Raw genomic sequence first — 26084 nt, forward strand, 5'->3', positions numbered from 1 at the left:
CGGGAGGAATGAAACCGGCATGGAACAGAATCATCAGGCTGACACGACTCAATTTTCAGGCAAACGCCATCCGCTTAAAACCTTTTCGCTCGGGATTCAGCATGTGCTGGCGATGTACGCCGGTGCTGTTCTCGTCCCCCTGATTGTAGGAGGGGCCCTGGACTTTACGACCGAACAGTTGACCTATCTGATTTCGATCGACCTGCTGGCCTGCGGCGTGGCTACACTGCTTCAGGTATGGGGCAACCGGTTCTTCGGCATCGGGCTGCCGGTCATGCTGGGGTGTGCGTTCCAGGCGGTATCGCCGATGATCGCTATCGGTCTCAAGGACGGGGTCTCGGCCATTTACGGCGCGATCATCGCGTCGGGGATTTTCGTTGTTCTGTTCTCAGGGATATTCGGCAAGCTGATCAAGCTGTTCCCGCCGGTAGTCACCGGCTCGGTCGTCACGATTATCGGGGTGACGCTCATCCCGGTCGCGCTGAACGATCTTGGCGGCGGCCAGGGGGCCAAGGATTTCGGCAGTCCGCTGAATTTGTGCCTCGGCTTCGGCGTATTGATCTTTATCATTTTAATGAACCGTTTTGCTACCGGATTTCTGCGTTCCATCTCGGTGCTGATCGGCCTGATCGCCGGGACGGTCGCCGCGGCAATTTTCGGCCATGTGGATTTGGGGCCGCTGAAGGAAGCCGGCTGGTTCCATGCGGTCAAGCCGTTTAACTTTGGAAAGCCGACGTTCCATGCCTCCTCGATCCTGACCATGATTCTGGTGGCGATCGTCAGCGTGGCGGAGTCCACGGGCGTCTTTATGGCGCTCGGCAAAATCGTCGACAAAGACATTTCCTCCAAAGACCTGGCCCGCGGGTACCGCGCCGAAGGCTTGGCGATCGTGCTCGGCGGGATTTTCAATTCCTTCCCGTACACCACGTACTCGCAAAACGTCGGTCTGGTTCAAATGAGCCGCGTCAAAACGCGTGACGTCATTGTCGTGGCCGGCGGTCTGCTGATCGTGATCGGGTTTGTGCCGAAAATTGCGGCGCTGACCCAGCTGGTGCCGACATCCGTGCTCGGCGGGGCGATGGTCGCTCTGTTCGGGATGGTCGTCTCCTCTGGCATCCGCATGCTGGGCGGGCAGGTTGACCTGAACCGCTTTGAAAATCTGTTCGTTATCGCCTGCTCCGTCGGCATGGGGCTGGGCGTCAGCGTCGTGCCGGATCTGTTCAAGGCCATCCCGGAAGATCTCCGCATCCTCGTGGATAACGGCATCGTGGCCGGCAGCGTGACGGCGATTGTTCTGAATTTGATGTTCAACGGTTTTAAAGGCGGGGTCTCCTCAGCGGAAAAGGGAGAAGCCACCCGGAGTGAGCATGCTGCCTAATTCCTCAAAATAAAATAGAAGTTCAAAAGGCCCGCCCCGTGTTCTTACGGGGCGGGCCTTTGATTGTGCGTCGATAGACGGTTTTCTTTTAGATATCAGAAAGCGCCGAGAATACCCGGATGGCGCCAGGATCCGCCCGGAAATCCATCGGGAGGGCGGATACGTCTTCGCCGTCGCCCTGCGCCAGGCGTGGGCGGTCAAACCTGATGCCGACCGTGTCTCCGCGAAAGAGGGTCACGATCGGCAGCTTTACATGCGTTCCCTTCAGGACCGTCGGGAACAGGAACAGCAGATGCAGCCGGGAGCAGTCGTGGACTACGCAGACGTCCAGCATGCCGTCATCCGCCTTCGCCTGCGGATTGATGACCAGTCCGCCGCCGTAGCTGGGCACATTGCTGACAGCGGTCAGCCAGGCTGACGGATAGCTGACCGTCTGGCCGCCGCAGGTCACGCTTACGGGACCTGGTTTGAACGTGACCAGCGTATGCAGAACGCCGATGACGTAAGCGAGGCGCCCGGCACCGACGGCGTTGCAGATCTTTTTGTACCAGCTGCCGTTCACGTTCTCGCTCACCTGCGCATCGAAGCCGGCGGCCACCGCCGTCATGACGGGCACGCCCGCGACCGAGATGAGATCGGCTGCCTGGGCGCTGCCGGTTAGAATGAGCTCCAGCGCGGCGAGCGGATCGCGGGGGATGCCAAACCCCCGGGCGGTGTCGTTGCCCGAACCGGCGGGAATCACCCCAAGCGGGATGCCGGTCCGCTTCAATACCGGCAGGAGGCTGTGGATCGTGCCGTCGCCGCCGATGACGACGATAGCGTTCCAGCTGCCGTGCTGATCCAGCGTTTCCGTCACCATCGCATCAACTTCCTCCGCACTAGCAGTAAACAGCGATGCGTATGCAATCTTTTTCGAATCGAGAGCCTCGCGCACCCGTTTCCAGGTACGGAGGCTCCTGCCGTTGCCGGACTTTGGATTAATGATGAATAAGTACATTGCTTTTCCCCCAACGCCAACGTAAACCCTTCATTCTTATTGTAAGAAGTCCGGACCGAAAAGGGAACGGTTTAGTCGGGTCGTATCTATGCTGCATTAGACGGGGCATATTGATAGGGCTAGCTTAGCGATGGGGCATATTACAGGTGCCGCAGCTGCTTTTCTGCGATGTCACCGATCCAGGGGAGCTTCAGCCATTTTCCCTGCAAGGAGGTAAACAGCATAACCACCCACACGACGAGCGTCAGGATGGAGAGCAGGGCGGCAATGACCGGGCCGATCAGCGGAATCAGGCCGGACAGAATGTGGGCGATCATAATCGCGCCAAAAGTCAGAACGGACTGTAAGGCATGAAAGAGGACGAAGCGGCTGCGCTTCTCAACGGCAAGGAAGACGATGCCTCCGACAAAAGCGAACAGGTAGCAGAGCGTGGCGGCCATATTTTCCGGCAGACCGGTGGATGATTTGAAAGGGGACAAGATAGACCACTCCTTCTATACGGCAGGATTGTCTTCTATCATATGAACCCCGGAGACAAGTTATGAGCAGTGAAAAAGGCACCCGGCCGCCTGGGGTTCAGGTAGCGGGATGCCCTTAGTGATCCACTCTGTCCACTCAAGAGTCGGATCGGCTTAATAAAAGAGAGCATTAAACGAGTGGGGCTGCTCTCACGCCTGGCCTCCGTGGCCGCCTTGGCCGAACTGGCGCCGCGGGCCGACGATTTTCTCGCGTTTGTTGGTGTCGTTTTCTTTGGGAACCAGGCGCGGGTCCGTACGGCCCTCATGATGGTTATCGAATGTAAATTCGGTCAGCTTCCACTCCGTCGAACCCAAAATCAGGTCAGCCGGGAACTCGTCACCCCGGTGAAGCAATTCCTCTCTGCCCGATTCGTTGGTATATACGCCGTCGACCTCAACCTTATCGTGGGAAATCGGCAGCATGCGTTTATCTTCATTAGTCATGACAAGTAGTCCTCCTTCGTTCCATAGGAAATCCTTCAACGAACTGATTCTCATTTAAGTTACCCGGACCGGGAGCGGATTATCCCGCCGGGCCTAATCATTCCATACTGCCGAGAATATGCTGCTGAAGGAGGGACCGCGGGTTTCTCCAGCGGCTGACCTTGCTGTCCGCAGTGAACACCACTACCGCATCCAGCTCTGGAAAAAGGTAAATTTGCTGCCCACCGTGACCATGGGCACAGCTGAACGGCTGACCGCACATCCGGCCTGTCCACCACTGATATCCGTAGTCGCCAAAGGCAGGGTAACCGTCGAGCTGCCGGGTCAGCGCCTGTTCAAGCCATGCTTCGGGAATGACCGGGCGTTTCTGCCACCGGCCGTTATTCAGGCAGCACAGACCGAACTTGGCCATGTCACGGGCGGTCAGATACAAGCCGATATGGCCCATCGTATGGGCTTCGGGGCTGGAAGACCAGGCGGCATACTCGATCCCGAGCGGTCCGAACAGATGCTGGCGGGCGTAGCTGTATGCATCCGTGCCGCAGCATTCCGAGATCAGCACCGAGATCAGGTGCGAATCGATGCTTCTGTATTGGAAGACGCCGGCCATGTGCGCATCTATCGGCAGCGAGAGGGCGAACGATGTCCAGGCACGGCTGCGGTGAAATCGGTGGATCAACGGTTCGCCGAGCGTTTTGCCCGTCTGCCAGCGGAACCCCGTCGACATTGTAAGCAGGCGCCGAAGCGTCAGCACCTCCTCTAAGAGCGGGTCGGTCACTTTCCGCGCATAGTCCCGCAGATAAGGCATCAGCGGTTCGTCCAGGCCGGGAAGCTCTCGTCTGCTCACGGCAATCCCTGCGAGGGTGGACGTGATGCTCTTTGTCGCCGAGCGGAGATCATGCAGGGTGCCGGGTCCGGCTTCATTATAATACCGCTCATAAATAAGCCTGCCGTGCCTGACGACGAGAAAGCTGCGCATTTTCGGATAACGCCTCAAGATCTGGGCGTGTGCCTCTTCAAGCGGTTCAGGCCTGACGTCTTCCTGCTCCGGCGAGGAGGTGGGGAAGGCAGGCGTATGAAGCGGCGGGGAGGATAACAGCAGAACGGGACGATTCAATGGGACCGGCTCCTCTCTTCTGGATCGTTCTCCGGTACGGGCGATGGTTGACCGGTATCATTAACTTAACCCGAAATGCCGATATCCAAATAAACGGGCAGTCTGGAAAGTACTTTAATCCGGCAGGACTGCACTCGAAAAAAAGTAATTCCTTACATTTTTTTGGAAAGCTGTTTTCGCCATTAGAATATGATACAATGAAGGGAGTGATTCAATAACATCCTCTTAGGGTATTCTTAGTGTCAGATACCTTTAGCGGCAGCCGGGAGCGTTCAGCCCAAACCTATAACTGCAAATGACGACTTCACAGATGTCAGGTAAGGTCTTTTCGGCATTCTCAAACTGGAGCAATCCATTCAAGTGTTTTGGGAGGGAACTATCATGGCAACGAAAGGTCACAATGAAGTTAAAGAAAGTCTGCGCGAGATGACACGAATTTTCCGGCCCAAGGATCCGAAGAAGTTTGTTAAGGAGTACGTCCGGAAATATCATATTATGGGGGGATACGAAGAGGAATTAACCTCGGTTGTGGAACATGAGTTAGGGCGGATGAATTCGTCTGTTTCCTGACAAAGCTGGCCGTAACGAGCGTATCGCTTATTGAATTGCAGTTGAAGATTTGGACACGATTACGATGAAGCTGAAGAACAGCCTGATAACATGACCGTATTCCGCGGAAACTCGCGGGATACGGTTTTTTGTATTTCCTGTACCTGCCTGCATGGCTCCGGGCATATACTAAACCACGGTCTGATTCATCATTCTTTAGCATCGGAAAGGACGTGCGGCGCTTGGAGATTACGCTGAAGAGCAGAGAAGAGATCGGATACATGCAGGAAGCGGGACGTATCCTTTCGTCCTGTCATCGGGGAGTTGCGGACAAAATCACGCCCGGCTTAACGACAATGCAGATCAACGACTGGGTTGAGGAATATTTGGCCAGGCAGGGAGCCGTTCCTGAACAGAAGGGGTTTAAGGGATATCCTTATGCCACATGTGCTTCGGTGAACGATACCGTATGCCACGGCTTTCCGGACGAGGTTCCCTTGGCGGAAGGGGACGTGGTCACCATCGACATCGTAGTCAACAAAGACGGCTGGCTGGCCGACTCCGGATGGAGTTATCCCGTCGGCAGGGTCAGCAAACCGCTGGAGCGTTTGTTGAAGCGCACCGAAAAAGCGCTGTACAAAGGCATCGCGCAGGCCGTCGCGGGCAACACGATCGGAGATATCGGCTATGCGTTGGAGAAGGTGGCCAGGTGGGGCCGATACGGCATCGTCAAGCCATTGGTAGGCCACGGCATCGGCCGGTCGCTGCATGAGCCGCCGGACGTGCCGGCGTTTGGGAATCGTCGCGAGGGGCTGAAGCTTGTTGAGGGGCTGGTCATCACCATCGAGCCGATTTTTACCCTCGGGCCTTCGGGGGCGGTGCTCTGGAACGATGACGGCTGGAGCGTGCAAACGGCGGACGGAAGCAGGGGCGTGCAGTTTGAGCATACGGTTGCCGTTACCCGGGACGGCCCGTTGATATTAACGCAGCAGTGACCCGGAAGGATTCGCCACAATTTGTCATATTTCGATCGACAAAAAGAACCTGTCCCCAGGTTCTTTTTTGTTTGAATTTGACGATTCAAAAATTCCATAACAGGTAAAAATGAATGTAATCGTTGAAACTTGGGTATACGAAGGAGGATGAACCGGGTTGCACGTAAAGGGGCTGGCAAGCGGGATGTAAACCCACTGAAAACGATTGCAAAAGCTTTTGTGGCGCGACTTTCGGCACTTTTCGAACAATTTGTGAACTAGGTTGGAAACATTGACAAAATAGTACTGGAAACTTATATTTAATAGGTGATTGTTTTAATTGACAGTAGCAAATCATTCGTGATAGTGCAGGTGAATGGCCGTTGAATGTGCTTTCAGCGGAGCCTGCGAAAATGGAAAAAGTGGGGTAGATCAATGATGAAACGGTGGCAGGCTGTAAAGCGACTTCTTCCCTTGCTCGCAGTATTTTCTCTGCTTTTAGCCGGGTGCGGCCGCGAGGACTTGTCGGTTCTGAGACCACAGGGACCGGTGGCTCAAGAACAGCTGGGATTGATGAAGCTCGCAATCTCAATCATGATTGTGGTACTCGTAATCGTTTTCGCGATTGCGGCATACGTGCTTGTGAAGTTCCGCAGAAGAAAAGGGCAGAACGGTGTGCCTGAACAAGTTGAAGGCAACTTCAAGCTGGAAATCATCTGGACAGTGATTCCGCTCGTTCTGGTTATTATTTTGGCTGTTCCTACCGTACAGCAGATCTTTGCTTTCGGTGACGATCATTACAATGATAAGGACGCCGTACAGGTTAAGGTTACGTCGCACCAATACTGGTGGGAGTTCGAGTATCCGCAGTACGGTGTGAAAACAGCCCAAACCCTGGTCATTCCGACTGGGAAGAAGATTGCGTTTGAGCTGAAAACGGCGGATGTACTTCACTCGTTCTGGGTTCCTTCGCTCTCGGGTAAGATGGATACCAACCCGGATGGTACCATTAACAGATTCAGCTTCAGCGCCGATAAAGAAGGCGTTTACCGTGGTAAATGTGCGGAGCTCTGCGGACCTTCCCACGGTTTCATGGAATTCAAGGTTAAAGCGGTTAACGGAGATTCCTTCAATAACTGGGTAACTGCCATGAAGGCACCGGCTGTGCTTCCTGAAGATCCGGCTTTGGCAGAAACCTTCAAGAAACAATGCTTGTCCTGCCATGCTGTTGGCGACCAAGGCGGACCTGTAGGCCCTAACCTTACCGGCATCGGTTCCCGTGAATCGGTTGCAGGTATCTTGCTGAACGAAGGCCAAGATGGCGGGAAACCAGTCAAAGAGAACCTGAAAGAATGGCTGATGGATCCACAAGCCGTTAAGCCAGGCAACAAAATGCCTAATCCGAAGGATCTCGGTCTGACTGACGAACAAATCGATGGTATTGCCGATTACTTGGCCAACTATAAATTGAATTACTAGTAACAGCAAGATTGAATAAGAGGGGGTACCAACCTTGGCTCATGCTCACAGTGTCAAGCGTCATACGGGCTTGATGGACTGGCTCACCACCGTGGACCACAAGAAGATAGCCATCCTGTATTTGCTTGCAGGCGGCTTGTTCTTTGGATTCGGCGGCGTGGAAGCCTTGCTGATCCGTCTGCAATTGATTAAGCCTATGAATGATTTAGTATCAGCGCAAACCTTTAACGAATTGATCACGATGCACGGAACGACCATGATCTTCCTTGGTGTCATGCCAGTGATCTTTGCATTGATGAATGCGGTAATTCCGCTGCAAATCGGCGCCCGTGACGTCGCTTTCCCATTCGTCAACGCACTTGGCTTCTGGACGTTCCTGTTCGGCGGAATCCTGCTGAACCTGAGCTGGATTATGGGCGGCGCGCCTGACGCCGGCTGGACGGCCTATACGCCGTTATCGACTTCAACTTACAGTACAACGCACGGTGTCGACTTCTATACGGTCGGTCTCCAGATCGCCGGTCTCGGTACACTGATCGGCGGCATCAACTTCCTGGCGACGATCATTACGATGCGCGCACCGGGAATGTCTTTTATGCGGATGCCGATGTTCACATGGACATCTTTCATTACTTCCGCGATGATTCTGTTTGCTTTCCCTGCCATTACGGTAGGTCTGGTGCTGCTCTCATTTGACCGTATTTTGGGAGCGAATTTCTTTGAAGTATCCAATGGCGGTAACCCCGTTCTTTGGCAGCATATTTTCTGGATCTTTGGTCACCCTGAAGTATATATTCTCATTTTGCCTGCTTTCGGGGTTATTTCTGAAGTTATTCCGACTTTTGCACGCAAACGTCTTTTCGGATACAGCTCGATGGTGTTCGCGACCATCCTGATCGCCTTCCTGGGCTTCATGGTTTGGGCTCACCACATGTTCACAACCGGTCTCGGACCGATTGCGAACGCGCTGTTCTCGATCGCGACGATGCTGATCGCCGTTCCGACGGGGATCAAGATTTTCAACTGGCTCTTTACGATGTGGGGCGGACAGATCCGCTTTACGAGCGCGAACCTGTTTGCCATTGGTTTCGTTCCTACATTCGTTATGGGTGGTGTTACCGGGGTCATGCTGGCATCCGCGCCTGCGGACTACCAGTTCCATGATACTTACTTCGTCGTTGCCCACTTCCACTACGTAATCGTAGGTGGTCTGGTATTCGGTCTCTTTGCGGGTCTGCACTACTGGTGGCCTAAAATGTTCGGCCGCGTACTCAACGAAACGATTGGTAAATGGACGTTCTGGTTCTTTGCAATCGGCTTCCATTTGACATTCTTCGTACAGCATTTCCTCGGACTCATGGGGATGCAGCGCCGTATCTTTACGTATCTGCCTAACCAGGACTTCGATACATTGAACTTGGTAAGTACGGTCGGGGCGTTCCTGATGGCCGTCGGCGTTCTGCTGTTCTTGTTCAACTGCTTTATGACAGCCGCCAAGCCAAAAGGCGTGGCCAACGATCCTTGGGAAGACGGACGTACGCTCGAGTGGGCGATTCCATCGCCGCCTCCTGAGTACAACTTTAAACAAATCCCGCTTGTACGCGGACTTGACGCTTACTGGAAAGAAAAAATGGCAGGCAACAAAGAGATGACTCCTGCAGAACCGCTGGGATCCATCCATATGCCTTCGCCAACGATTTTGCCTTTTGTAATGTCCGTCGGTATTTTCATCGCCGGTCTCGGACTGATGTTCAGCAGTGAGAAATTCAACAATTCCTTTATGAGCATGATCTTCAACAACTGGATCGTCGTCATTATCGGACTTGTCATTACGTTCGGATCGATGCTGCTTCGTTCGCTGTTTGACGATCATGGCTGGCATATCGAACCGGAAGAACTGGAAGAAGAGGGGGTTAAAGCATGACATCGGCACACGCAGAATCGGTAAACGGCTCATTGCCGCATGAACCGGAGAAAGCAACCCTGGAAGGCCGCAACAAAGTGCTTGGCTTCTGGCTCTTCCTTGGCGGAGAGTCCGTGCTCTTCGGTACCCTGTTCGCCACGTTCTTGGCGCTTCGCAACCAGACCAATGACGGCCCGACAGCCCATGAGCTCTTCTCGCTGCCAACGACGGCTGCAGCCACGTTGATCCTGCTTGTCAGCAGTTTGACGAGTGTATTCGCCGTACAGGCGTTGCACCGTCATAAAGCAGCTGCACTCAGATTGTGGTTGATCATTACGGTTATTCTGGGCCTTGGCTTCCTTGGCCTCGAGATTTACGAGTTCCACGAGTATGTCACCGCCGAGAAATTCGGCATGACGACAAGTGCCTTCAGTTCGGCGTTCTACACGCTGGTCGGTTTCCACGGAGCTCACGTTGCATTCGGTGTATGCTGGATCGGTATTCTGATCGGCCAGCTGTACAAAAAGGGGTTAACGGTCGTAACGGCTCCGAAGGTTTACGTGTCGGCCATGTACTGGCACTTTATCGACGTCGTATGGGTCTTCATCTTCTCGGTCGTTTACCTGCTTGGAAAGGTGGGCTAAGATTATGACTACGGTTGAACAGCATCAAGATGATACGGTAAAACACGGTCATCGTCATGAAGGACCGCAAAAGCATGTCATCGTATTTATTTTCTCCATTATCCTGACCGCCATCGCTTTTGCTTCGGTTATGGCTGGCGGGGTGAACGTCGCCTTCACGGTTATACTTCTCGTCGTGATGGCGGTGCTGCAGGCACTGGTTCAGTTGGGATACTGGATGCACTTGAAGGATAAAGGACATTTGATGCCGATTATCTTCATGTGCGGTGGTGGCTTTGTCGCATTTACTGCGATCGTCACAGCATTGTATTGGGTTTGGTGGTAAAATAAAAAGAGGCGGGCCGGATGCCCCCTCTTTTTTTAAATGGCATCAAGGTGTCACAATATCGACAGAAATTCCGCCCGGCGGGAGGAGGTTTTCATATGCTGGGGTTAGAATATTTTAGCTTTGCCGCCTTGTTCAGTCCGTTGTTTCTGACGTTTATGCTGCTGGTAACGGCCGCCTATTTTGTTGTTATCGGCCCGCTCAGTGAAAAGTTCGCGGATGCCGAGCCCGTATCGATCGGCAAAAAGATCATGTTCGTCAGCGGTATGTTCTTCCTGTATCTCGCTCAGGGCGGACCGGTGAGTCTGCTGGGCCACATTATGTTTACGTTCCACATGACATCGATGGCTTTGTCTTACCTGGTGGCTACGCCGCTTATTATGCTGGGGATTCCAACCTGGCTGTGGCGTGCTTTTGACCGGATCAACCCGTTCAAGAAGCTGGGTTTTCTGACCAAACCGGTGGTCGCAGCTGTCGTATTTAACGGATTGTTTTCGTTCTACCATATCCCTGCGATCCACGACTATGTCATGCTGCATTTTGCGGTACACCGGCTGTACTATATTGTTTTGTTCATCGCTGCCGCGCTTATGTGGTGGACGCTCATTAATCCGCTGCCGGAGAAACACCAGGCATCGGGCCTTGCGAAGATCGGGTTTATTTTTCTGAACATGGTGCTGTTGACGCCTGCTTGCGGCCTGATCATTTTCTCAACGCAACCGATGTATGCGACCTACAGCGATCCCAATACGTGGGCCAAAGCGATGGGATACTGCGTATCGGGCGATACGTCGGCTCTGCTGCAGACTTTCGGCGGACCAAGCTTTTTCTATGGGCTGAGCACCAAGGTCGACCAACAACTGGGCGGCATCGTCATGAAGTTCATTCAGGAATTTATATTCGCTTCGATGCTGGCGAGGGTATTCTTCCGCTGGTACAAGAGCGAAAATAAAGAGGATGACGACGATATCATTCCAACCGATCTTTCTGACGGTTCTTTGAACCGGGCATGAGTTGGTCTAAGCGTTAAGGAGGATTTTCATGGATTTGTATACGCTGTTCCCTACGATCAGCACTTCATTCATCGTCATCAGTGCGATTCTGGTGGCCATCGGATGGGCCTTGATCGTTCAAGGCAAACGGGACGCCCATAAAAAAGTGATGATCTGGGGCGCGATCGCAGCGCTGCTGTTTTTCATTATTTACGTGTCCAGAACGGCCTTTGTCGGCAACACCTCATGGGGCGGCTCGGACGAAATGAAGATCTACTATCAGATCTTCCTGATCTTCCATATCGTTCTGGCGACGGTAGCCGCGGTATTCGGGATTACGACGCTGGTTCTGGCATTCCGGGAAAAGTTTGCGAAGCACCGGAAATGGGGCCGGGTTACGGCAAGTATTTGGTTTGTCACAGCCATCACCGGTGTTGTGGTATACGTGCTGCTGTACGTCCTGTATCCTGGCGGGCATACGAAGCCGGTATGGGATGTTATTTTGGGAGCATAACCCGAGTGGATCGGGTACAAAGAGAGTCCGGCGGATTAATCCGCTGGGCTTTTTTTATGAAAAGCCGCTGATTCCGCTGGAAAGCCAAGGTTTTTCGTGTTTGTTTAATAGGATGAAATAACGCCAAGTTTTCTTGGCCGGATGCCCGTTCCGAAGTGCTGTATTGCATTTTTTTGAGCACTGGCGTCGGATACAGGAAAATTGGTTAAAAAAAGTTCTAGAAAACGAGGTACATAGATTGAAGCAAAGTTTTGCATTGAACTTCCAGTTATGATGGTCCCATGCGGCCCTATTACAATTATTTCTTTAGTTCATTCAATCTAGCGGAAACTTTTGTGCTTCTTCTAACGTTATTCATATATAAGGTTCACTGAACGAAGCTAAGAGAAGGTATGGGGATGACATGAGGCGAAGAAGGAATTTTATACATAGTAAAAAAATGTTGTGGGTTTTCATCATGCTGCTCTTCTGCGGCTTCATTGTCATGTTTACCACTTCGCTCATCCCGAAATACATACCGGCTGTGACCGACGGTGACCGTACGGCCCAGGCCGGCGGAACAGACAGGGATCCGGCAGCGGGCCAAGGGACCGGCAGTGCCGGAGGCGGAACCACCAGCCAGCAGCAGGAGGCAGGCTTCAAACCAAGCCGCGTTCAATGCGGCGTGATGAAGCTGAGACATGGCGCTCGAAAGCCGCAGGATGATCAAATCCCGCTGTACTGCATCGAAGGGAATTATCATGTCGGAGACACACCCATGATGCAGCCGGCAAGCCCGCTTCAGGTGAAGATCGACACCGTCATCCCGGAGAAGATTCTGTCGGATCTGGGAGCGTTCTGGTTAAGCGATTCTTCCGGAACCTGGGGGCATCTGCTCCTCGCCCCGAAACACTGGGAAGTCGTCCGGGCCGATACCGGAGCCAACGGATCGGTGGGCCTTGAGCTTGCTGATCCGCAGCACCCGGACCGCAGGGCCGTTTACCTGGACGGCGGCCCCTGTCAGGGCTGCAACATTGCGTTAATCGGTTCCTATTTCACGGCATTAAAGAATTGGGCCGAAGAAAAGGGCTTTCCCGGGAAGACGATGAAGTTCCTGCATCATGCTTACGTTCGGAACCATGTCGTCACGTATGTTTTACCACCGGGCAGCACGGCTTATAAGACGGTCGGCGCTGCGTTTGAGCACCATGAACCCCAGGATGCGATGTTTACCCGTTACGAAATCAGCGTTCCGCCGGAGGATTTGGATATGGCGAACGTTATGCTTGATTTCTTTGCACGCTTTCCGAGTTCCGTTGCCGCCGATCTTTCGGTTCAGCCATACTTGGGAATGTCAAGCGTTTCCTAACTCAACATGCACTGCTTCAAGCAGCACCCGACAATGGGGTGCTGTTTTTTTGTTAATATTTTCATTTCGCCGTTGCATCTCCGGCAAGCACACTGTATACTGTGTATAAACATATACACAGTATACACACTGAGTGGTGAATAAGCACAGTGAACCTGTGCTGTATATACACCCTTATGGATTACGGAAAAAGCGAGGGCGATTGTTGTTGAACACAATAAAAGACGCTTGGATGATGGTACGAAAGGATCTGCGCAGCGAGAAAAGGTACCTCCTGTGGTCGATCATATTTGCTGCCTACATGGGAGGAACCACAGGGGTCATGATGCTGGGGCGAGAAGAGGCACGATCCCTTGGTCCGGTAGCTGATTTCATCCTGCTGATGTTAGTTCCGATGCTGGGGTTTTACTTCTCCCGAAGATCCTTCAAGTATTTAACGGAAGATTCCTATACGCGAATGCTGGCATTCTTCCGGGTGCTTCCGATCTCTAACGGCGTGGTCTTGGTATATCGGGTGATACAATCGGTGCTGGCCTTTGCCGTGAACGGCATCATTTTCTTTGTGATTATGTATTGCGTGCAGGGGACCTTGCTGGATCATATGCGGTTTGAACATTACCTGGCCTTTGCGCTGACGTGGGTCGGTTACGGGCTTATGATGACAGGACCCTATATCTATTTTGAGTTTTCCAATCATGGCAAAGCTTATCTGCTGTCGACCCTCATTTTCCTCGTTGGCTCCGTAGTGGCAGCAGCAGCCGTTTATGCGGCGGGAGGGAATCTGCTGGTGTACACGGTGGAGGTATCCAAACGATGGAGCCTGCTATCGCCGGCGATGTGGGGGATGCTGCTGGCCGGAGTCATCAGCCTCGTGCTGTGCTCGATCGGAACGCTCCGCAGGCTGGAATCTAGAGATCTGGTGTAAGCTTTGAAACCAATAAGAGGACTGACGAGTATAGCAAGGTGAGGTGCGAAAGGTGTGGATACCTATACAAGTGAATGAGAACAGCGCTGAACCGCTCTATCATCAAATCGAATCCCAATTAAGATCGCTGATCATCAGCGGACAGATCGAGGAGGGAACCCTTTTGCCGTCAATTAGAGAGTTTGCCAACGGGCTGAACTGCAGCGTAATTACGGTTCGAAGAGTGTATCAGGATCTGGAGAGCGAAGGACTTCTGCGCACGAAGCAGGGAACCGGCACATTTGTCGCCAAGGTTGGTACTTCACAGCGTGAAGTATTCCGGCGGGAGGCGGTAGAAGAGGCGCTCAGCCATGCGGTGGATGTCGGGATGTCCGTTAAATGCGAGGAAGATGAGCTGAGGGAGCTGTTTTTATCGATACTGAAAAGAAAGTACCATCCGGAGAAGGGAGAAGGTGAGGCATAAATGGAACAGCCCATCATACGAATGGAAGGCGTGACCAAGCAGAGACGGCATAAAACGATCGGACCGATCGACCTGGCCCTGCCGAAAGGCTATGTGTACGGGCTGATTGGCGAGAACGGCTCCGGCAAGAGCACGCTGATCCACATGCTGCTGCAGACGGTGTTTCCGGATTCGGGGCGCATTTCCTGGTTCGGCCACGCTTACAGTAACGGCATTCCTACGGAAGTGCGCAGACAGATCGGGTATGTGGCGGAAAAATCCAACCTGGAGGAGGATAACTTGACCGCCGAGGAAGCCGCGGCCTTTCGGGCGTACTGGTACCCGGAATGGGATCAGCCTTATTTTGAAAAGCTGTGCGATCTGTTTCAGGTACCGAAAGCGACGAGGCTGCGCAAAATGTCCAAGGGGGAGCGCCGCAAATACGAAATCGCCGCGGCCCTTGCACCGCATCCCAAGCTGCTGCTGCTGGATGAACCATCGTCGGGTCTGGACCCTTTTGCCTGGAAAATGATGATCGAGGTGCTTAGGGAATGCCTGCAGACCGAAGATACGACGATTGTACTGTCCACGCACATTATTGATGAGGTGAAAAGGCTGGCGGACTACGTCATGCTGATTCACCACGGCAAGTGGATGGGGATGGCGGAGAAGGACAGTCTGCTGGACAACTGGAAGGAAGTGTGGGCAGGGTGCCCCGAGACCGATTTGGAAGAACTGCCGAACATTGTTCAGACGCAGCAGGAATCCCATGGCGTTACGCGAGTGGTGACGACGTCATGCCGTGAGCTGGAACAGATCCTGTACGATTCGGGTATCAACGTGCTGAAGACACGGGCTTTGGAGCTGGACGAGATTTTAACGTTGTGGGTGCAAGGATATAAGCCTGCCGGCGTGCAGGAGGGGGAGGAGCAGACACATGGAACCATTAAAACTAGTTAATGTGGTAAAACAATACGGAGACAAAACCGCAGTCAACCAAATCTCGCTGGAGGTCGGCAGAGGAGAAATTTACGGGCTGCTTGGGGCGAACGGTGCCGGCAAAACGACGACGATGCGTATGGTGCTTGGCCTGATTTATCCGGACGGGGGAGAGATTCTGTATAACGGCAAGCCCTATCATGCGGGGCTTCAGCAAATCATGGGATACCTGCCGGAAGAAAGAGGGCTGTATCCGAAAATCAAGGTCAGCGAGCAGATCGTCTATCTGGCCCGTCTTCGGGGCATGTCGCAGCAAGACGCGGATAAGAGCCTTCGCTACTGGCTTGAACGTTTTGACGTTCCGGAGTATTACGATAAACGGATCGAGGAGCTGTCCAAGGGCAATCAGCAGAAAATGGGCTTTATCGCCGCCATCGTGCACAAGCCGCAAATCGTCATTTTGGATGAAGCGTTCAGCGGACTGGACCCGGTCAACGTTGAACTGCTGAAGGCGACTGTCAAGGAACTGCGGGACGAGGGAACCAGCATTCTATTCTCTACACACCGGATGGAGCATGTCGAGGAGTTGTGCCAGCGCATTACGATTCTGCACAAATCCAATACGGTCGTTCAGGGAAATATCCGGGATATCAAGAGCCGTTATCCGCGTGAGGAAGTGCTGCTTCATACGACAGGCAATGTCGGCGGCCTGGATGCGATTCCGGGTGTAACAGCAGTGGAACGCATTGATCGAGGATACCACATCCGGATCGCTGCGCCGGAAACGGCACAGGCCATTCTGCAGAAAGCGATGCAGGAAACCACGGTGGAGCGCTTTGAGATCAAGGAGCCGACGCTGAACCAAATCTTTATTCAAGAGGTGGGTGATTCGCATGAATAAGCTCGGGACGATTATCGGCTTTACGTTTAAAAATAAAGCCAGAACGAAATCTTTTCTGATTACTACTCTGATTCTTGCACTGCTCATTACGATCGGCATGAACGTGCCGTATATCATTAAGCTGATCAAAGGTGACGACGCATCCAAGGCCGAACAGATCGGGATTCTCTACGGCTCGCAGCCGGTCATTGCCGCGGAACTGGAGAAGTATGCCGCGCAGTCCGGCAATAAGGACTATACGTTCGTCAAATACGAAGGGACCGCTCCGGATCAGGCGAAAAAGGACCTGGAAGACGGGAAGATCGAGGGGTACCTCTCTTTTGACGGCGGGGAAGGGGCATTTCCTGCTGTCACTTTCACCGGCGGTGAAGACGGCATGGGGCAGGGAATCAGCAGCTTTCTGATGCCTGCGCTGCAGACGGTCAAAACGACCGTAATCGCCAAGGATGCGCTGTCCGCGGAGCAGATCGCCGCTCTGAACGAACCGGTCAAGCTGGATACGGTGCGGATTAACGCAGAGGGTAAGACGGAGGCGGGGGGAGACACCCACCGCGAAGACATGCAGAAAGCCATGAACTATGTGGTCGTTTATGTGCTGCTGATTCTGTTCTTTACCTCCAATATGATGACAGGCAACATGATCGCAGCCGAAGTAACGTCGGAGAAAAGCTCGCGGATCATGGAAATCCTCATCACCAGCGTTTCGCCGCTGGCCCAGATGTTCGGGAAAGTGATCGGTATTTTCCTGGTCGGGATTGTGCAAATTGCAGTGTTTGGCGTCGTGGTCGGGGCGAACCTGATGCTGCCGCATAACCAGGACATTCTGCAAGGATACAGCCTGAGCATCTCGGATATTAACCTGCCGGTGCTGCTCTACGGACTGGTGTTCTATATCTTGGGTTACTTCCTGTATGCTGTGCTGTACGCGGCCATCGGATCGATAGTCAGCCGTACCGAGGATCTCGGCCAAGCCGTGATGCCGATAACGATGCTGGGTCTGGCCTCGTTCTACATCGGACTGTTCAGCATTACTGCATCGGGCAGCATGCTGATCAAGGTGACGAGCTTCATTCCGTTCACCGCTCCTACCGCGATGCTCGTGCGGATCGGGATGGGGACGGTGCCGACCTGGCAGATTCTCATATCGCTCGTTTTGCTGCTGGTGTCCATACTGTTTTTTGGCTGGCTGTCCGCGAAAATCTACCGCACCGGCGTCCTGATGTACGGCAAGCGCCCATCCATCAAAGAGCTGCGCAAGGCCATGAAAGCTTACAAGATTTAGGCACGGATTCTAACTTGATAAGGAGAGAATCGGCATGAGTAAAAAGGCTTTTTCATACGTCATCGCGGCAGGTATGCTGCTGATCGTCGGTCCGATGGCCCTGAAGCATACGGGTGTGGTATTAAACGACTTTGCGGACGGCCTGCTGACTGGGGCGGGGATGGGCTGTATGCTGCTGGCGCTGATCAAGATGCCGCGGAAGACGGCAGAGCAGTAAGAATCTAGTCTATAAACTACAATAAGGGGAATTTCTAGAATGAAAAGTTGGAAACGAACGCTCTTATCTCTTATGATTTCTGCAGGAATGCTCGCTATATCGGCTCCGGCCATGGCTGCTCCGCTGCAGCCGGAACTCAAGGTCAATAACAAGACCATCGATTTTGCCACGAGTGCACCTATTGTTGATCAGGGCACTACGCTGGTCCCGCTGCGCACGACGCTTGAAGCGCTAAACGTAAAGCTGACCGATGTAGAGAACGGAACCATTCATGCCGTTGCGGGTGATCAGAAGATCACGCTGAGCAGCAAGACGAAACAGGTTAACGGCGTGACTTACGTGCCGGTCCGCACCATTGGTGAAGCCGCCGGTTACACGGTCTATTGGGATCCGGCAACCCGCACGGTATTCCTGCTCTCGAAAGCAACGAAAGAAGCGGGTCGCGGCTTCATGTGGGAAGTGCAAAATAACGGGAACACGGTGTACCTGGTAGGGTCCATGCATATTGCGGACGACAGCTTCTACCCGCTTCGCCCGGAATTCGAGCAGGCCTTTGCCGAAGCCGATTATTTGGGCGTTGAGATTGACCTCAGCAAGGCAGCCGACGAAGAGCAGCAGAACATGATCATGAAGCTCGGCATGTACCAGGACGGCACGACGCTGAAGGACCATGTTTCCAAGGAAACGTATGCAAAAGTGGGGGACATTCTGGAGCAAAACGGAATGAAACGGGATGCACTGGATGCATTCAAACCATGGGTCGTGGAGACGACCATCAGCAGCCTGAAATCAGTCATGGCCGGGTACGAGGCAACGGAAGGCATTGACCTGTACTTCATTCAAAAGGCGCTGGAGCGCAAAATTCCGATTGTGGAACTGGAATCCTACGAGTCCCAGCTGAGCATGTTCGATCAGTTCTCCAAAGAGCTGCAGGAGAAGAACCTCAATGCAGCACTGGACAATTTCGACGTCCTGGACGACGGCGTTGACCAAATGGCGGACATGTGGAAAAAAGGGGACGAAAAGGCGCTGCTGGAGCTGACGAACAGCATGGCGGGAGACGCGGAGTATAACAAAGCGATGCTGATCGACCGCAACAACGGCATGGCCGATAAAATCGACGGATACCTGAAAGGCGACAAGAAAGCGGAGTACTTCATCGTCGTCGGCGCAGCCCACTATCTGGGTGAACATGGCGTGATTAAACTGCTCGAGGATAAAGGTTATACGGTAGTACGTAAATAATCATCCTGTAATGCATGTTTCATGCGGCGACATTGCCGGCTAGCCGGTTAGTCTGGAAAAGAAAAAACTTAAGCCGGGGACTCCTGCGTCCCTACTGGCTTGAGTTTTTTTATATACCTAATGGACCTATTCATCTGTGTTATCCCTTAAAGGCAGTCTCAGATGAAATGTAAACAATCGATTCCTATGCTGGAGTGTCAAAGTTCCTCCGTGCAGCTCCACAATGTTCCGGGCAATGGAAAGGCCAAGACCGGCGCCGGATTGAATGCCTTCACTGCTTCGGGAATGATCTACTTTATAAAAACGTTCGAAGAGTTTATGCTCCTGCTCTTCCGTAAGGGGACTTCCTTTATTTTCGATTTCAATGATGATATGCAGATATTCCGACTTCATCATGACACGCACGCTCCCTGGTTTTTCCGAGTATTTCAAGGTGTTCATCAGCAGATTATCGATGGCTCGGGCTATCTTTTCACTGTCAATGAGGGTAATCGCAGGAGAGCTGCCAATCTCTTTCACGATGGTGATTTCATTCTCCTGGGCAATCGGCTCGAATTCAAAAAGCAGCTGATCGAGAAGCTGGAAAATATCGATCGGCTTTAAGTCGAGGCGAGGTTCGGTTGAGGTCAGCCGGGTATACTCAAACAGATCATCGAGCAGTTTTTTTAAATGCACAGCCTTGTTATAAGTGTTTTGCACAAACCGCGTGTACTCGTCTTGATCTTGGAAGGAATTTGTTCTTAAAAGCTCGATATAGCCGATAATGCTCGTAAGCGGCGTACGCAAGTCGTGGGAAATTCCCGTGATCATCTCCATCTTGGAGTTCTCCAGTTCCCGCTCCTTTTCAATCTGCTGCTGCAAACGCTGTGCCATCAAATTGATGTTGTGCGCAACCCTTCCGAGCTCGTCTTTTCGCTTCACATCCACGCGATAATTCAAATCGCCCTCAGAAATCTTTTGCAGTCCGTGTTCCAGATGAACCAGATCTTTCACGATCCGCCGTGTCAACATAAAGAAGGTAAGGATAAAGATGATAAAAAAGAGGGGGGTAAGAAAGTAAGGAAAGATATTTCGGAGGACGTTCCATTTCAATATCTTTAAAAATAATAAAATGCAGAGATCATTTATGGCCGTAGCGATGATCAAACTGAGCACCATGCGGATTAAAATATTGATTTGGATCTTTTTCTTCCTTTTTGGCTCCTGTCCATGTTCATTCAATTTTATAGCCAACTCCCCAAACGGTTTTAATGTATTTTGGCTCTCTTGGGCGATCCTCTATTTTTTCCCGTAAATTGCGAATATGAACCATCACGGTATTGTCCGAATAGCCGTACGGTTCTTTCCAGACGCTTTCGTAGATCTTCTCGGAGCTGAATACCTGCCCAGGATGAGTTGCGAGCAGCTCCAGAATGGAAAACTCCAGAGGTGTCAGCGAAATGTGGTTCCCTTTTAAGGTGACGGCATGCTTGGCCTTATCTATGACAAGGTCTTTAAGGATGATCAGAGAATGAAACTCTTCTTTTCCGATTAAGGATTGCCGCCGCAGTTGAGCTTTGACCCGGGCAAGCAGTTCCAGCGGATTAAAGGGTTTGACCATGTAATCATCCGCTCCGGTCGTAAGCCCCGTAATTTTGTCGATATCTTCTTCTTTGGCCGACAGCATGATGATGGGGGTGCTGGATATTTCCCTGATTTTCATGCAAGCTTTAATCCCATCCATTCGCGGCATCATCACATCCAGGATGACCAGATGAACTGGGGTGGTTTGGATGATACTCAGCGCTTCCAGACCATCTGCCGCCTCCAGAACATGGTATCCTTCATTGCGTAAATAAACGTGGATGACGTCTCGAATTTCCGGATCGTCGTCTACGACAAGCACGGTGTTCATGGTATGCTGCTCCTTTATTTTCGGATTACGGGTACTGCAGCCGCTCAACATTTGCGGCCCATATTTATTCTACATAACACTGGTTGGCCGAAACCAATTTCCAAGCTGATCCGGCGCCAAGATGTTTTACAGCATCTCCTTGTTGCGGCAGGTGTAAACAAAAGCCGGAGGGAAGTTGAGGGGGACAAACTCGATGTTTTCAATGGTGAATGCCTTGGCAAACTGCTTTTTCATTTGCAGGGAGTACTGGAAAGCGACAAAGACACCTCCTGGTTTTAGCGCCTCAACCATTTGATGAAGTAAGGTTTCGCGAATTTCACTCGTGAAATTAAAAAAGGGTAATCCGCTGATAATACAGTCAAGCTGGCCGATGCCTTCTTGATGGATGATTTTAACGAGCTGGCAGGCATTCGAATAACACGGGAAATCCGGGTACTCGATCCTTAAATGATTTCTCATCTTTTTATCTCTTTCGAACAATAACACTTTTGCAGATTCATGTAACTGCGGCTTTATGAAACGTGTGATCGCGCCTGTACCTGATCCGAGTTCCGCAACAGCCTTTACCTCGTTCCAGGGTACGGACTGAACCATTTTAGCGGCAAGGTAGCGGGAACTCGGGATGACGCTCCCTACCCGTTTGGGCTCTTTAAAAAATCCCTGTAAAAATAGCAGATGTTCATTGATATTCAAGCGGTGTTCCCCCCAATAAAGTGATCGGACAATTATGAAAAGTTATGATTCATCAAGCTGTATCGCTTGTTGTTGGCATGAACCATCATAACGAAAAAATCTGAGGACTTTATGGGGGGAAATCTAAAGAAAATCTGAAGATTGCAAAGATGGCGAAGGCAGGAAAACAAATAACCCTTGATCCGGAAGGGTACCGAACTAAGGGTGTAAGCGTTGTTCTTTCTATGGAAACATGAACTGACAAACATAAACCTGGGAAATACTTGAATTCCATTTTAAAAACATGCATTAATTCATGGGTGTATTCTTCCTCTTTTTTAAATAATGAGAAATCCAAGTTAAAATCCATTCTATAATATGATAAAAAACGGATATTGATAGGGCAGCTAAATAGCTTTTTATATAAATACCATTAAATATAAGTGCAATGAAATAAATTATAATACTATCTGCAGTAATAGTAATGGCATTCTTCGTGTAAGCAGACACTTGTTTGCCGGAAGTGAACCTTACAAAAGTGATTAACAAAGGATTTATTAGAGTTTCGAAAATTAGGAATCCTGAAATTATAAAGATAGAAAATACGAATAGGTCATCGTATTGCTTGAAGTCCAATAAATTAGTTATTTCAGCAAAAGAGTAAAAAAACAAACTGTATAACACTCCAAAAGCCATAAGTGGGGCTAGGATTAACACAGCTAATAAAGGTACAAGCCATATTTTTACTTTTCGCGGTGCTGGCTCATCATGATCTCGCCTATCTAGATACTTTATGATCTCGTTTAGGATACAACAAACTGCCAGAAATAATATCCCTACAATCACTAGATTAGTGATTTGTAATACACCTCCTTATTTAAAAAATGGGAATTATTTATAGATAAAAATATACTTTACTTCTTGTGAAGTAAAGTATATTTCTTAAATCATCGTTAATTAATTATAGACCTGCTAACCAAACAATAGCACTAGCAATTTCATATGCTTCAGCTGGTGGAATTCCAATTCCTACAAGCCCAGTTGCAATGATATTTTTCTGCCAGTTAGTTATTGAGTCCAGAAAATCTGCTATCTTACTAGAATATTTGGTAACAAAATTTCCTGCTGATGGGCTTAGCTTTGAAAGTAACTTTCCTAAATAGTCCCCGCCATATCGGAGAGCTGATGTTATTGCTTTTTTAATAACATTTGATATTAAATTATTTGTTCCAACTTCTCCATTAGAGGAGGCTGGTGTTATTGTCGAGGCATCTGGGTTAACAGTAATATTACTACTTGGGTTATTTAGAGTGGCAGTTGTTGTAAGTGATGTTACAGGTTTGGTTGCTGCACTTGCAAAAGTAGAGGCTGGTCCTAACAAAGCTCCTGCCAACAATGAAGCAGCAAACGTAGCTGTAATTGTTTTTTTAAAGGTATTCAATATCAAAACCCTCCGTTAACAAATTATGGATGATCACCCTTAATATATCAGCGCCTACTTTATTAATAACATATAATTGTGCATAATTTCCACTATATTACATTAAAATAGATAAAATTACCCAAATATTGGGTTGTATGAACTAGAGTGTTGTTCTTCAAAAGAAAGATATATTACTACTATTGATTTAATTTTATTGGTTAAAAATATGGGTTTTAAGAAGAGTCAAACTATCGCCCTAGTGTTAGCTTTCTATTTTAGGGAGGTTTGAAGAGTAGTAGTGAGTAGGCGAAAACGTTTTGAACGGTGTGGGCGGCCGGGACCACGGAAAAAATTTTGTTCTCGGCAGGTTAGAGCGTTATTTATCCCAATGTTCTCCGGCATCCGTTGTTTTATAGATGTATGTCCGGTTCTCCGTATCACTTACGAATTCTATGGCCAGGCTGCCGGTCTTGTTGTCAGCAGCATCGAATTGAGGAGGGGACACGTTCCCGTATTTAAAGCCTTCGGGGATATCGATGCGTTGCAGAGCCCAGCTTTTGCCCCCATTTTTGGTTCTGTATAGAGGGACGGATACGCTGCCGTGGTAGCTTGCGGCAATCCAGCCATGCTGGGCATCAGCAAAAGTAACGCCGGATACATAACCATCAACCCTATCGGACACGTCGGATACCAGGGAAAAGGATTGTAATTCATTGTCTGAAAGGTACAGCTTCTTCGTCATTAACCCCGCGCCAGGATCCGAAGTGAGCAAGAGCCATATCTGATTCTTCCCGCCTGCTTCAGCCATCGCGACAAAAATATTACTTCCGGTCATTTTTTGATTCAGGTCGGGGTCCAGCTTCCATGCGGACGATTTCCAGTTTGCTCCCCGATCCGGACTGTAAAAGGTCAATAAGCCGGCTTGGCCGCCTTGAAAGGCTGAATAGATAAACCAACCTTCCGAGCCTGTGGCATGGGCGTAAATCCGTTCGGCATTCTCCGGCACTTGGGCTGGTTCGGGGAAATCCTCAGTTGCTCGAGCTGTTGGTTCACTGCTGCGGTTGTCTTTTGTCGTACTTGTTTCTGCTGTGGCATCATCAAGAGTGCCCGAATTGGCATACTCTAACGCATTTGAATCAGGCGGGCCTTGTTCACTTAGCTTGCCTCCGGTTTCGTGTACAGCAGCCTCTTGGGGATGAGATCCGGGATCATCCGTCCCCTGGGAGCAGCCAACCATTCCGGAAAGGAGAGTCATGGTCAGAGCAAGAATGGATAAACACAGCATCTACATACCTCCTTTTTTAGCGATTATATCCAATGGATGCTCTGAACAAGTGACAGGATAATCATAAAGTTTTAATTTGACATGATTTTTCTGCTGATTTTTCGGGTATTTTTGTTCTTCGCGGTAAGGTAAAATTCAAACCATCTATGCAGATCTCATACAGAGGTGAACCCATGAAATATGATAACCCGGTCATCAAAGGGTTTTATCCCGATCCCAGCGTTTGCAAGGTGAACGATACTTATTATCTCGTTTGCAGTTCGATGCAGTATTTTCCCGGCGTCCCTCTTTTTGAAAGCAAGGATTTGATCAACTGGACCCAGATCGGCCATTGTCTGACGCGCAAGAGCCAAATTCAGCTGGATAAGGTCAACAGCTCGGGCGGTGTATTTGCTCCTACCCTCCGGTATAACGGAGGACGGTTCTACATGACCACGACCAACGATACGACGCGCCAAAACTTCTATGTATGGACGGACGATATCTACGGAGAATGGTCTGACCCGATCGGTGTGGATCAGGGCGGAATCGATCCGGATTTGTATTTTGAAGACGGCAAAGCTTATTTTATGAGCAACGGTGTGGACGATGAAGGCATCGGCGGCATCGTGCAGTGCGAAATCGACATCGAAACCGGACGGAAGCTGACGCCAAGCCGCTGCATCTGGCAGGGGACGGGAGGACGCTATCTCGAAGCCCCGCATTTATACAAAATCGACGGACGCTATTATTTAGTGGCCGCAGAAGGTGGCACCGAGTTCGGACATATGGTGACCTACGCGCGGGGAGATTCTCCTTCCGGACCGTTTGAACCGTATTCCCATAACCCTGTGTTAACCAACCGGAATATGGGCGGCTATGAAGTGCAGGCAGTGGGCCATGGCGATCTCATTCAAGACGGCAGAGGAAACTGGTGGCTGCTTCACCTCGGATTCCGGCAGATGGGACAGTGGATTCCTTATCATCATCTGGGGCGCGAGGTATTTTTGACACCGGTTACGTTCGGCGAGGACGGCTGGTTCACGGCAGGACATCATGGCACGACGCTGTCGTCCTTTGAAACCGACCGCATTCCGGATGAAGTCATGCAGCAGGAGAAGAAACGTTATACTTTTGAAAATATGGAATGGGACAAGGACTGGTGTTATCTGCGCCATCCGGATCTTGGCAACTACTCGTATGAGCAAGGCGTGCTGGAGCTGAGAGGCACCGAGATAACGCTCGATCAAGCGGATTCTCCCACTTTCATCGGAATTCGCCAAAAGGATTTTGAATCGGTGATTTCCTGCGACGTAAGCCTCACTCAAGGAGAGGCTGGCATTACGCTCTATATGGACGAGAACCATCATTACGATTTGGCAATACGTCAAGGCGGAAGCGGATATGAAGTCATTGAGCGCCTGAATGTTGGGGATATCAAGTCCATCGAGAAGGCTGTCGATTTGAAAAATAGCAGCCGCGCCTCCCTGGTGATTCAGGCCAGCCCTACGCACTACCGGTTCCTTCTGCGAGCGGACGGCCAGGAAATACAGCTTGGCACCGCACAGACGAAATACCTTTCATCTGAAGTAGCGGGAGGATTTACGGGTGTGATCATCGGTTTGTACGCATGCGGCAAAGACGCTGCTGCCCAATTTTCGAATTTAACATGCGAATATCTATAATTTTTCAATTGAT

The 26084-nt window shown here is 50.9% G+C and carries 27 protein-coding genes; 18 read left to right on the top strand and 9 right to left on the bottom strand.

Translation table 11 applies throughout. The features are described 5' to 3' along the window. Positions 1-19 precede the first annotated feature (19 nt). Positions 20-1378, top strand: coding sequence for a nucleobase:cation symporter-2 family protein (locus ABID47_RS20525; protein ID WP_354499461.1), 1359 nt, complete (start codon positions 20-22; stop codon positions 1376-1378). Positions 1379-1466: 88 nt separating this feature from the next. On the opposite strand, the gene ABID47_RS20530 is transcribed toward ABID47_RS20525, so the two are convergent. From ABID47_RS20530 to ABID47_RS20545, 4 genes are all read right to left on the bottom strand, one after another. Beyond that, positions 1467-2375 carry a diacylglycerol/lipid kinase family protein gene (locus tag ABID47_RS20530; RefSeq protein ID WP_354499463.1) on the bottom strand — a complete coding sequence of 303 codons (909 nt, stop codon included), beginning with the start codon at positions 2373-2375 and terminating at the stop codon, positions 1467-1469. Between the two features lie 140 nt (positions 2376-2515). Then, a complete protein-coding gene (locus tag ABID47_RS20535; RefSeq protein WP_076172872.1) occupies positions 2516-2854 on the bottom strand; it encodes a DUF4870 domain-containing protein in 339 nt (112 codons plus the stop codon). Positions 2855-3043: 189 nt separating this feature from the next. Beyond that, entirely contained in the window at positions 3044-3337 is a 294-nt protein-coding gene (locus ABID47_RS20540) for a transposase (protein WP_116232722.1), read from the bottom strand. Between the two features lie 97 nt (positions 3338-3434). Then, positions 3435-4454: a serine hydrolase domain-containing protein gene (locus ABID47_RS20545; protein WP_354499466.1), complete on the bottom strand. Its 1020-nt coding sequence runs from the start codon at positions 4452-4454 to the stop codon at positions 3435-3437. 381 nt (positions 4455-4835) lie between these two features. Between ABID47_RS20545 and ABID47_RS20550 the strand changes: the two genes are divergently transcribed. The 16 genes from ABID47_RS20550 (at position 4836) to ABID47_RS20625 (ending at position 19133) form a co-directional block, all read left to right on the top strand. Beyond that, positions 4836-5024 carry a hypothetical protein gene (locus ABID47_RS20550; RefSeq protein ID WP_036651115.1) on the top strand — a complete coding sequence of 63 codons (189 nt, stop codon included), beginning with the start codon at positions 4836-4838 and terminating at the stop codon, positions 5022-5024. 221 nt (positions 5025-5245) lie between these two features. After that, entirely contained in the window at positions 5246-5998 is a 753-nt protein-coding gene (map, locus tag ABID47_RS20555; protein ID WP_354499468.1) for a type I methionyl aminopeptidase, read from the top strand. 414 nt (positions 5999-6412) lie between these two features. Then, the gene (gene coxB, locus ABID47_RS20560) at positions 6413-7456 is read left to right on the top strand and encodes a cytochrome c oxidase subunit II (RefSeq protein ID WP_076172876.1); all 1044 of its coding nucleotides are present in this window, start codon (positions 6413-6415) and stop codon (positions 7454-7456) included. Between the two features lie 73 nt (positions 7457-7529). Beyond that, on the top strand, positions 7530-9380 hold the full coding sequence (gene ctaD / locus ABID47_RS20565; RefSeq protein WP_152403048.1) for a cytochrome c oxidase subunit I: 1851 nt from the start codon (positions 7530-7532) through the stop codon (positions 9378-9380). Beyond that, a complete protein-coding gene (locus ABID47_RS20570) occupies positions 9377-10003 on the top strand; it encodes a cytochrome (ubi)quinol oxidase subunit III (protein ID WP_116232721.1) in 627 nt (208 codons plus the stop codon). The genes ctaD and ABID47_RS20570 overlap by 4 nt, the downstream gene beginning before the upstream one ends. 4 nt (positions 10004-10007) lie before the next feature. Further along, positions 10008-10328, top strand: coding sequence for a cytochrome C oxidase subunit IV family protein (locus tag ABID47_RS20575; protein ID WP_116232720.1), 321 nt, complete (start codon positions 10008-10010; stop codon positions 10326-10328). A 98-nt stretch (positions 10329-10426) separates the two neighbouring features. Continuing rightward, on the top strand, positions 10427-11341 hold the full coding sequence (gene ctaG / locus ABID47_RS20580) for a cytochrome c oxidase assembly factor CtaG (protein ID WP_354499471.1): 915 nt from the start codon (positions 10427-10429) through the stop codon (positions 11339-11341). A gap of 28 nt (positions 11342-11369) precedes the next feature. Beyond that, the gene (locus ABID47_RS20585; protein ID WP_089549090.1) at positions 11370-11834 is read left to right on the top strand and encodes a DUF420 domain-containing protein; all 465 of its coding nucleotides are present in this window, start codon (positions 11370-11372) and stop codon (positions 11832-11834) included. A 403-nt stretch (positions 11835-12237) separates the two neighbouring features. After that, a complete protein-coding gene (locus tag ABID47_RS20590) occupies positions 12238-13182 on the top strand; it encodes a DUF4850 domain-containing protein (RefSeq protein WP_354499473.1) in 945 nt (314 codons plus the stop codon). Between the two features lie 208 nt (positions 13183-13390). Further along, entirely contained in the window at positions 13391-14107 is a 717-nt protein-coding gene (locus tag ABID47_RS20595; RefSeq protein WP_147306294.1) for a hypothetical protein, read from the top strand. A gap of 52 nt (positions 14108-14159) precedes the next feature. Continuing rightward, positions 14160-14570 (top strand): GntR family transcriptional regulator, encoded by a 411-nt coding sequence (locus ABID47_RS20600; RefSeq protein ID WP_116232716.1) that lies wholly within the window; start codon positions 14160-14162, stop codon positions 14568-14570. Then, positions 14571-15509, top strand: a complete 939-nt coding sequence (locus ABID47_RS20605) for an ABC transporter ATP-binding protein (RefSeq protein ID WP_354499476.1) — start codon at positions 14571-14573, stop codon at positions 15507-15509. Continuing rightward, positions 15487-16389, top strand: a complete 903-nt coding sequence (locus ABID47_RS20610) for an ABC transporter ATP-binding protein (RefSeq protein WP_251678090.1) — start codon at positions 15487-15489, stop codon at positions 16387-16389. Before ABID47_RS20605 ends, ABID47_RS20610 begins: the two co-directional genes overlap by 23 nt. After that, the gene (locus ABID47_RS20615) at positions 16382-17671 is read left to right on the top strand and encodes an ABC transporter permease (protein ID WP_089549085.1); all 1290 of its coding nucleotides are present in this window, start codon (positions 16382-16384) and stop codon (positions 17669-17671) included. Before ABID47_RS20610 ends, ABID47_RS20615 begins: the two co-directional genes overlap by 8 nt. Positions 17672-17705: 34 nt before the next feature. Next, positions 17706-17888, top strand: coding sequence for a hypothetical protein (locus ABID47_RS20620; RefSeq protein WP_354499479.1), 183 nt, complete (start codon positions 17706-17708; stop codon positions 17886-17888). 39 nt (positions 17889-17927) lie between these two features. Continuing rightward, positions 17928-19133, top strand: coding sequence for a TraB/GumN family protein (locus ABID47_RS20625; RefSeq protein WP_354499481.1), 1206 nt, complete (start codon positions 17928-17930; stop codon positions 19131-19133). Positions 19134-19259: 126 nt separating this feature from the next. Here the strand turns inward: ABID47_RS20625 and ABID47_RS20630 are convergent, their stop codons facing one another. The 5 genes from ABID47_RS20630 to ABID47_RS20650 form a co-directional block, all read right to left on the bottom strand. Then, a complete protein-coding gene (locus ABID47_RS20630; protein ID WP_354499483.1) occupies positions 19260-20354 on the bottom strand; it encodes a sensor histidine kinase in 1095 nt (364 codons plus the stop codon). Continuing rightward, the gene (locus ABID47_RS20635) at positions 20347-21027 is read right to left on the bottom strand and encodes a response regulator transcription factor (RefSeq protein WP_105445633.1); all 681 of its coding nucleotides are present in this window, start codon (positions 21025-21027) and stop codon (positions 20347-20349) included. The genes ABID47_RS20630 and ABID47_RS20635 overlap by 8 nt, the downstream gene beginning before the upstream one ends. Positions 21028-21153: 126 nt before the next feature. Continuing rightward, on the bottom strand, positions 21154-21720 hold the full coding sequence (locus ABID47_RS20640; protein WP_354499485.1) for a class I SAM-dependent methyltransferase: 567 nt from the start codon (positions 21718-21720) through the stop codon (positions 21154-21156). A 940-nt stretch (positions 21721-22660) separates the two neighbouring features. Then, the gene (locus ABID47_RS20645; protein ID WP_354499487.1) at positions 22661-23140 is read right to left on the bottom strand and encodes a hypothetical protein; all 480 of its coding nucleotides are present in this window, start codon (positions 23138-23140) and stop codon (positions 22661-22663) included. Positions 23141-23498: 358 nt separating this feature from the next. Next, positions 23499-24407 carry a WD40/YVTN/BNR-like repeat-containing protein gene (locus ABID47_RS20650; RefSeq protein WP_354499489.1) on the bottom strand — a complete coding sequence of 303 codons (909 nt, stop codon included), beginning with the start codon at positions 24405-24407 and terminating at the stop codon, positions 23499-23501. A gap of 173 nt (positions 24408-24580) precedes the next feature. On the opposite strand from ABID47_RS20650, the gene ABID47_RS20655 reads away from it, so the two are divergent. Further along, complete coding sequence (locus ABID47_RS20655; RefSeq protein WP_354499491.1) at positions 24581-26071, top strand: glycoside hydrolase family 43 protein; 1491 nt, start codon at positions 24581-24583, stop codon at positions 26069-26071. Positions 26072-26084 lie beyond the last annotated feature (13 nt).

This window comes from Paenibacillus favisporus, assembly GCF_040545415.1.
Classification (GTDB): Bacteria; Bacillota; Bacilli; order Paenibacillales; family Paenibacillaceae; genus Paenibacillus_AQ; species Paenibacillus_AQ favisporus.

Bases quoted from the DNA above. Each gene is read 5' to 3' on its own strand.
- ABID47_RS20525 (WP_354499461.1), top strand. From the start codon at position 20: ATGGAACAGAATCATCAGGCTGACACGACTCAATTTTCAGGCAAACGC.
- ABID47_RS20530 (WP_354499463.1), bottom strand. From the start codon at position 2,375: ATGTACTTATTCATCATTAATCCAAAGTCCGGCAACGGCAGGAGCCTC.
- ABID47_RS20540 (WP_116232722.1), bottom strand. From the start codon at position 3,337: ATGACTAATGAAGATAAACGCATGCTGCCGATTTCCCACGATAAGGTT.
- ABID47_RS20550 (WP_036651115.1), top strand. From the start codon at position 4,836: ATGGCAACGAAAGGTCACAATGAAGTTAAAGAAAGTCTGCGCGAGATG.
- coxB (WP_076172876.1), top strand. From the start codon at position 6,413: ATGATGAAACGGTGGCAGGCTGTAAAGCGACTTCTTCCCTTGCTCGCA.
- ctaD (WP_152403048.1), top strand. From the start codon at position 7,530: ATGGACTGGCTCACCACCGTGGACCACAAGAAGATAGCCATCCTGTAT.
- ABID47_RS20570 (WP_116232721.1), top strand. From the start codon at position 9,377: ATGACATCGGCACACGCAGAATCGGTAAACGGCTCATTGCCGCATGAA.
- ABID47_RS20575 (WP_116232720.1), top strand. From the start codon at position 10,008: ATGACTACGGTTGAACAGCATCAAGATGATACGGTAAAACACGGTCAT.
- ctaG (WP_354499471.1), top strand. From the start codon at position 10,427: ATGCTGGGGTTAGAATATTTTAGCTTTGCCGCCTTGTTCAGTCCGTTG.
- ABID47_RS20585 (WP_089549090.1), top strand. From the start codon at position 11,370: ATGGATTTGTATACGCTGTTCCCTACGATCAGCACTTCATTCATCGTC.
- ABID47_RS20590 (WP_354499473.1), top strand. From the start codon at position 12,238: ATGAGGCGAAGAAGGAATTTTATACATAGTAAAAAAATGTTGTGGGTT.
- ABID47_RS20605 (WP_354499476.1), top strand. From the start codon at position 14,571: ATGGAACAGCCCATCATACGAATGGAAGGCGTGACCAAGCAGAGACGG.
- ABID47_RS20610 (WP_251678090.1), top strand. From the start codon at position 15,487: ATGGAACCATTAAAACTAGTTAATGTGGTAAAACAATACGGAGACAAA.
- ABID47_RS20615 (WP_089549085.1), top strand. From the start codon at position 16,382: ATGAATAAGCTCGGGACGATTATCGGCTTTACGTTTAAAAATAAAGCC.
- ABID47_RS20620 (WP_354499479.1), top strand. From the start codon at position 17,706: ATGAGTAAAAAGGCTTTTTCATACGTCATCGCGGCAGGTATGCTGCTG.
- ABID47_RS20625 (WP_354499481.1), top strand. From the start codon at position 17,928: ATGAAAAGTTGGAAACGAACGCTCTTATCTCTTATGATTTCTGCAGGA.
- ABID47_RS20635 (WP_105445633.1), bottom strand. From the start codon at position 21,027: ATGAACACCGTGCTTGTCGTAGACGACGATCCGGAAATTCGAGACGTC.
- ABID47_RS20650 (WP_354499489.1), bottom strand. From the start codon at position 24,407: ATGCTGTGTTTATCCATTCTTGCTCTGACCATGACTCTCCTTTCCGGA.
- ABID47_RS20655 (WP_354499491.1), top strand. From the start codon at position 24,581: ATGAAATATGATAACCCGGTCATCAAAGGGTTTTATCCCGATCCCAGC.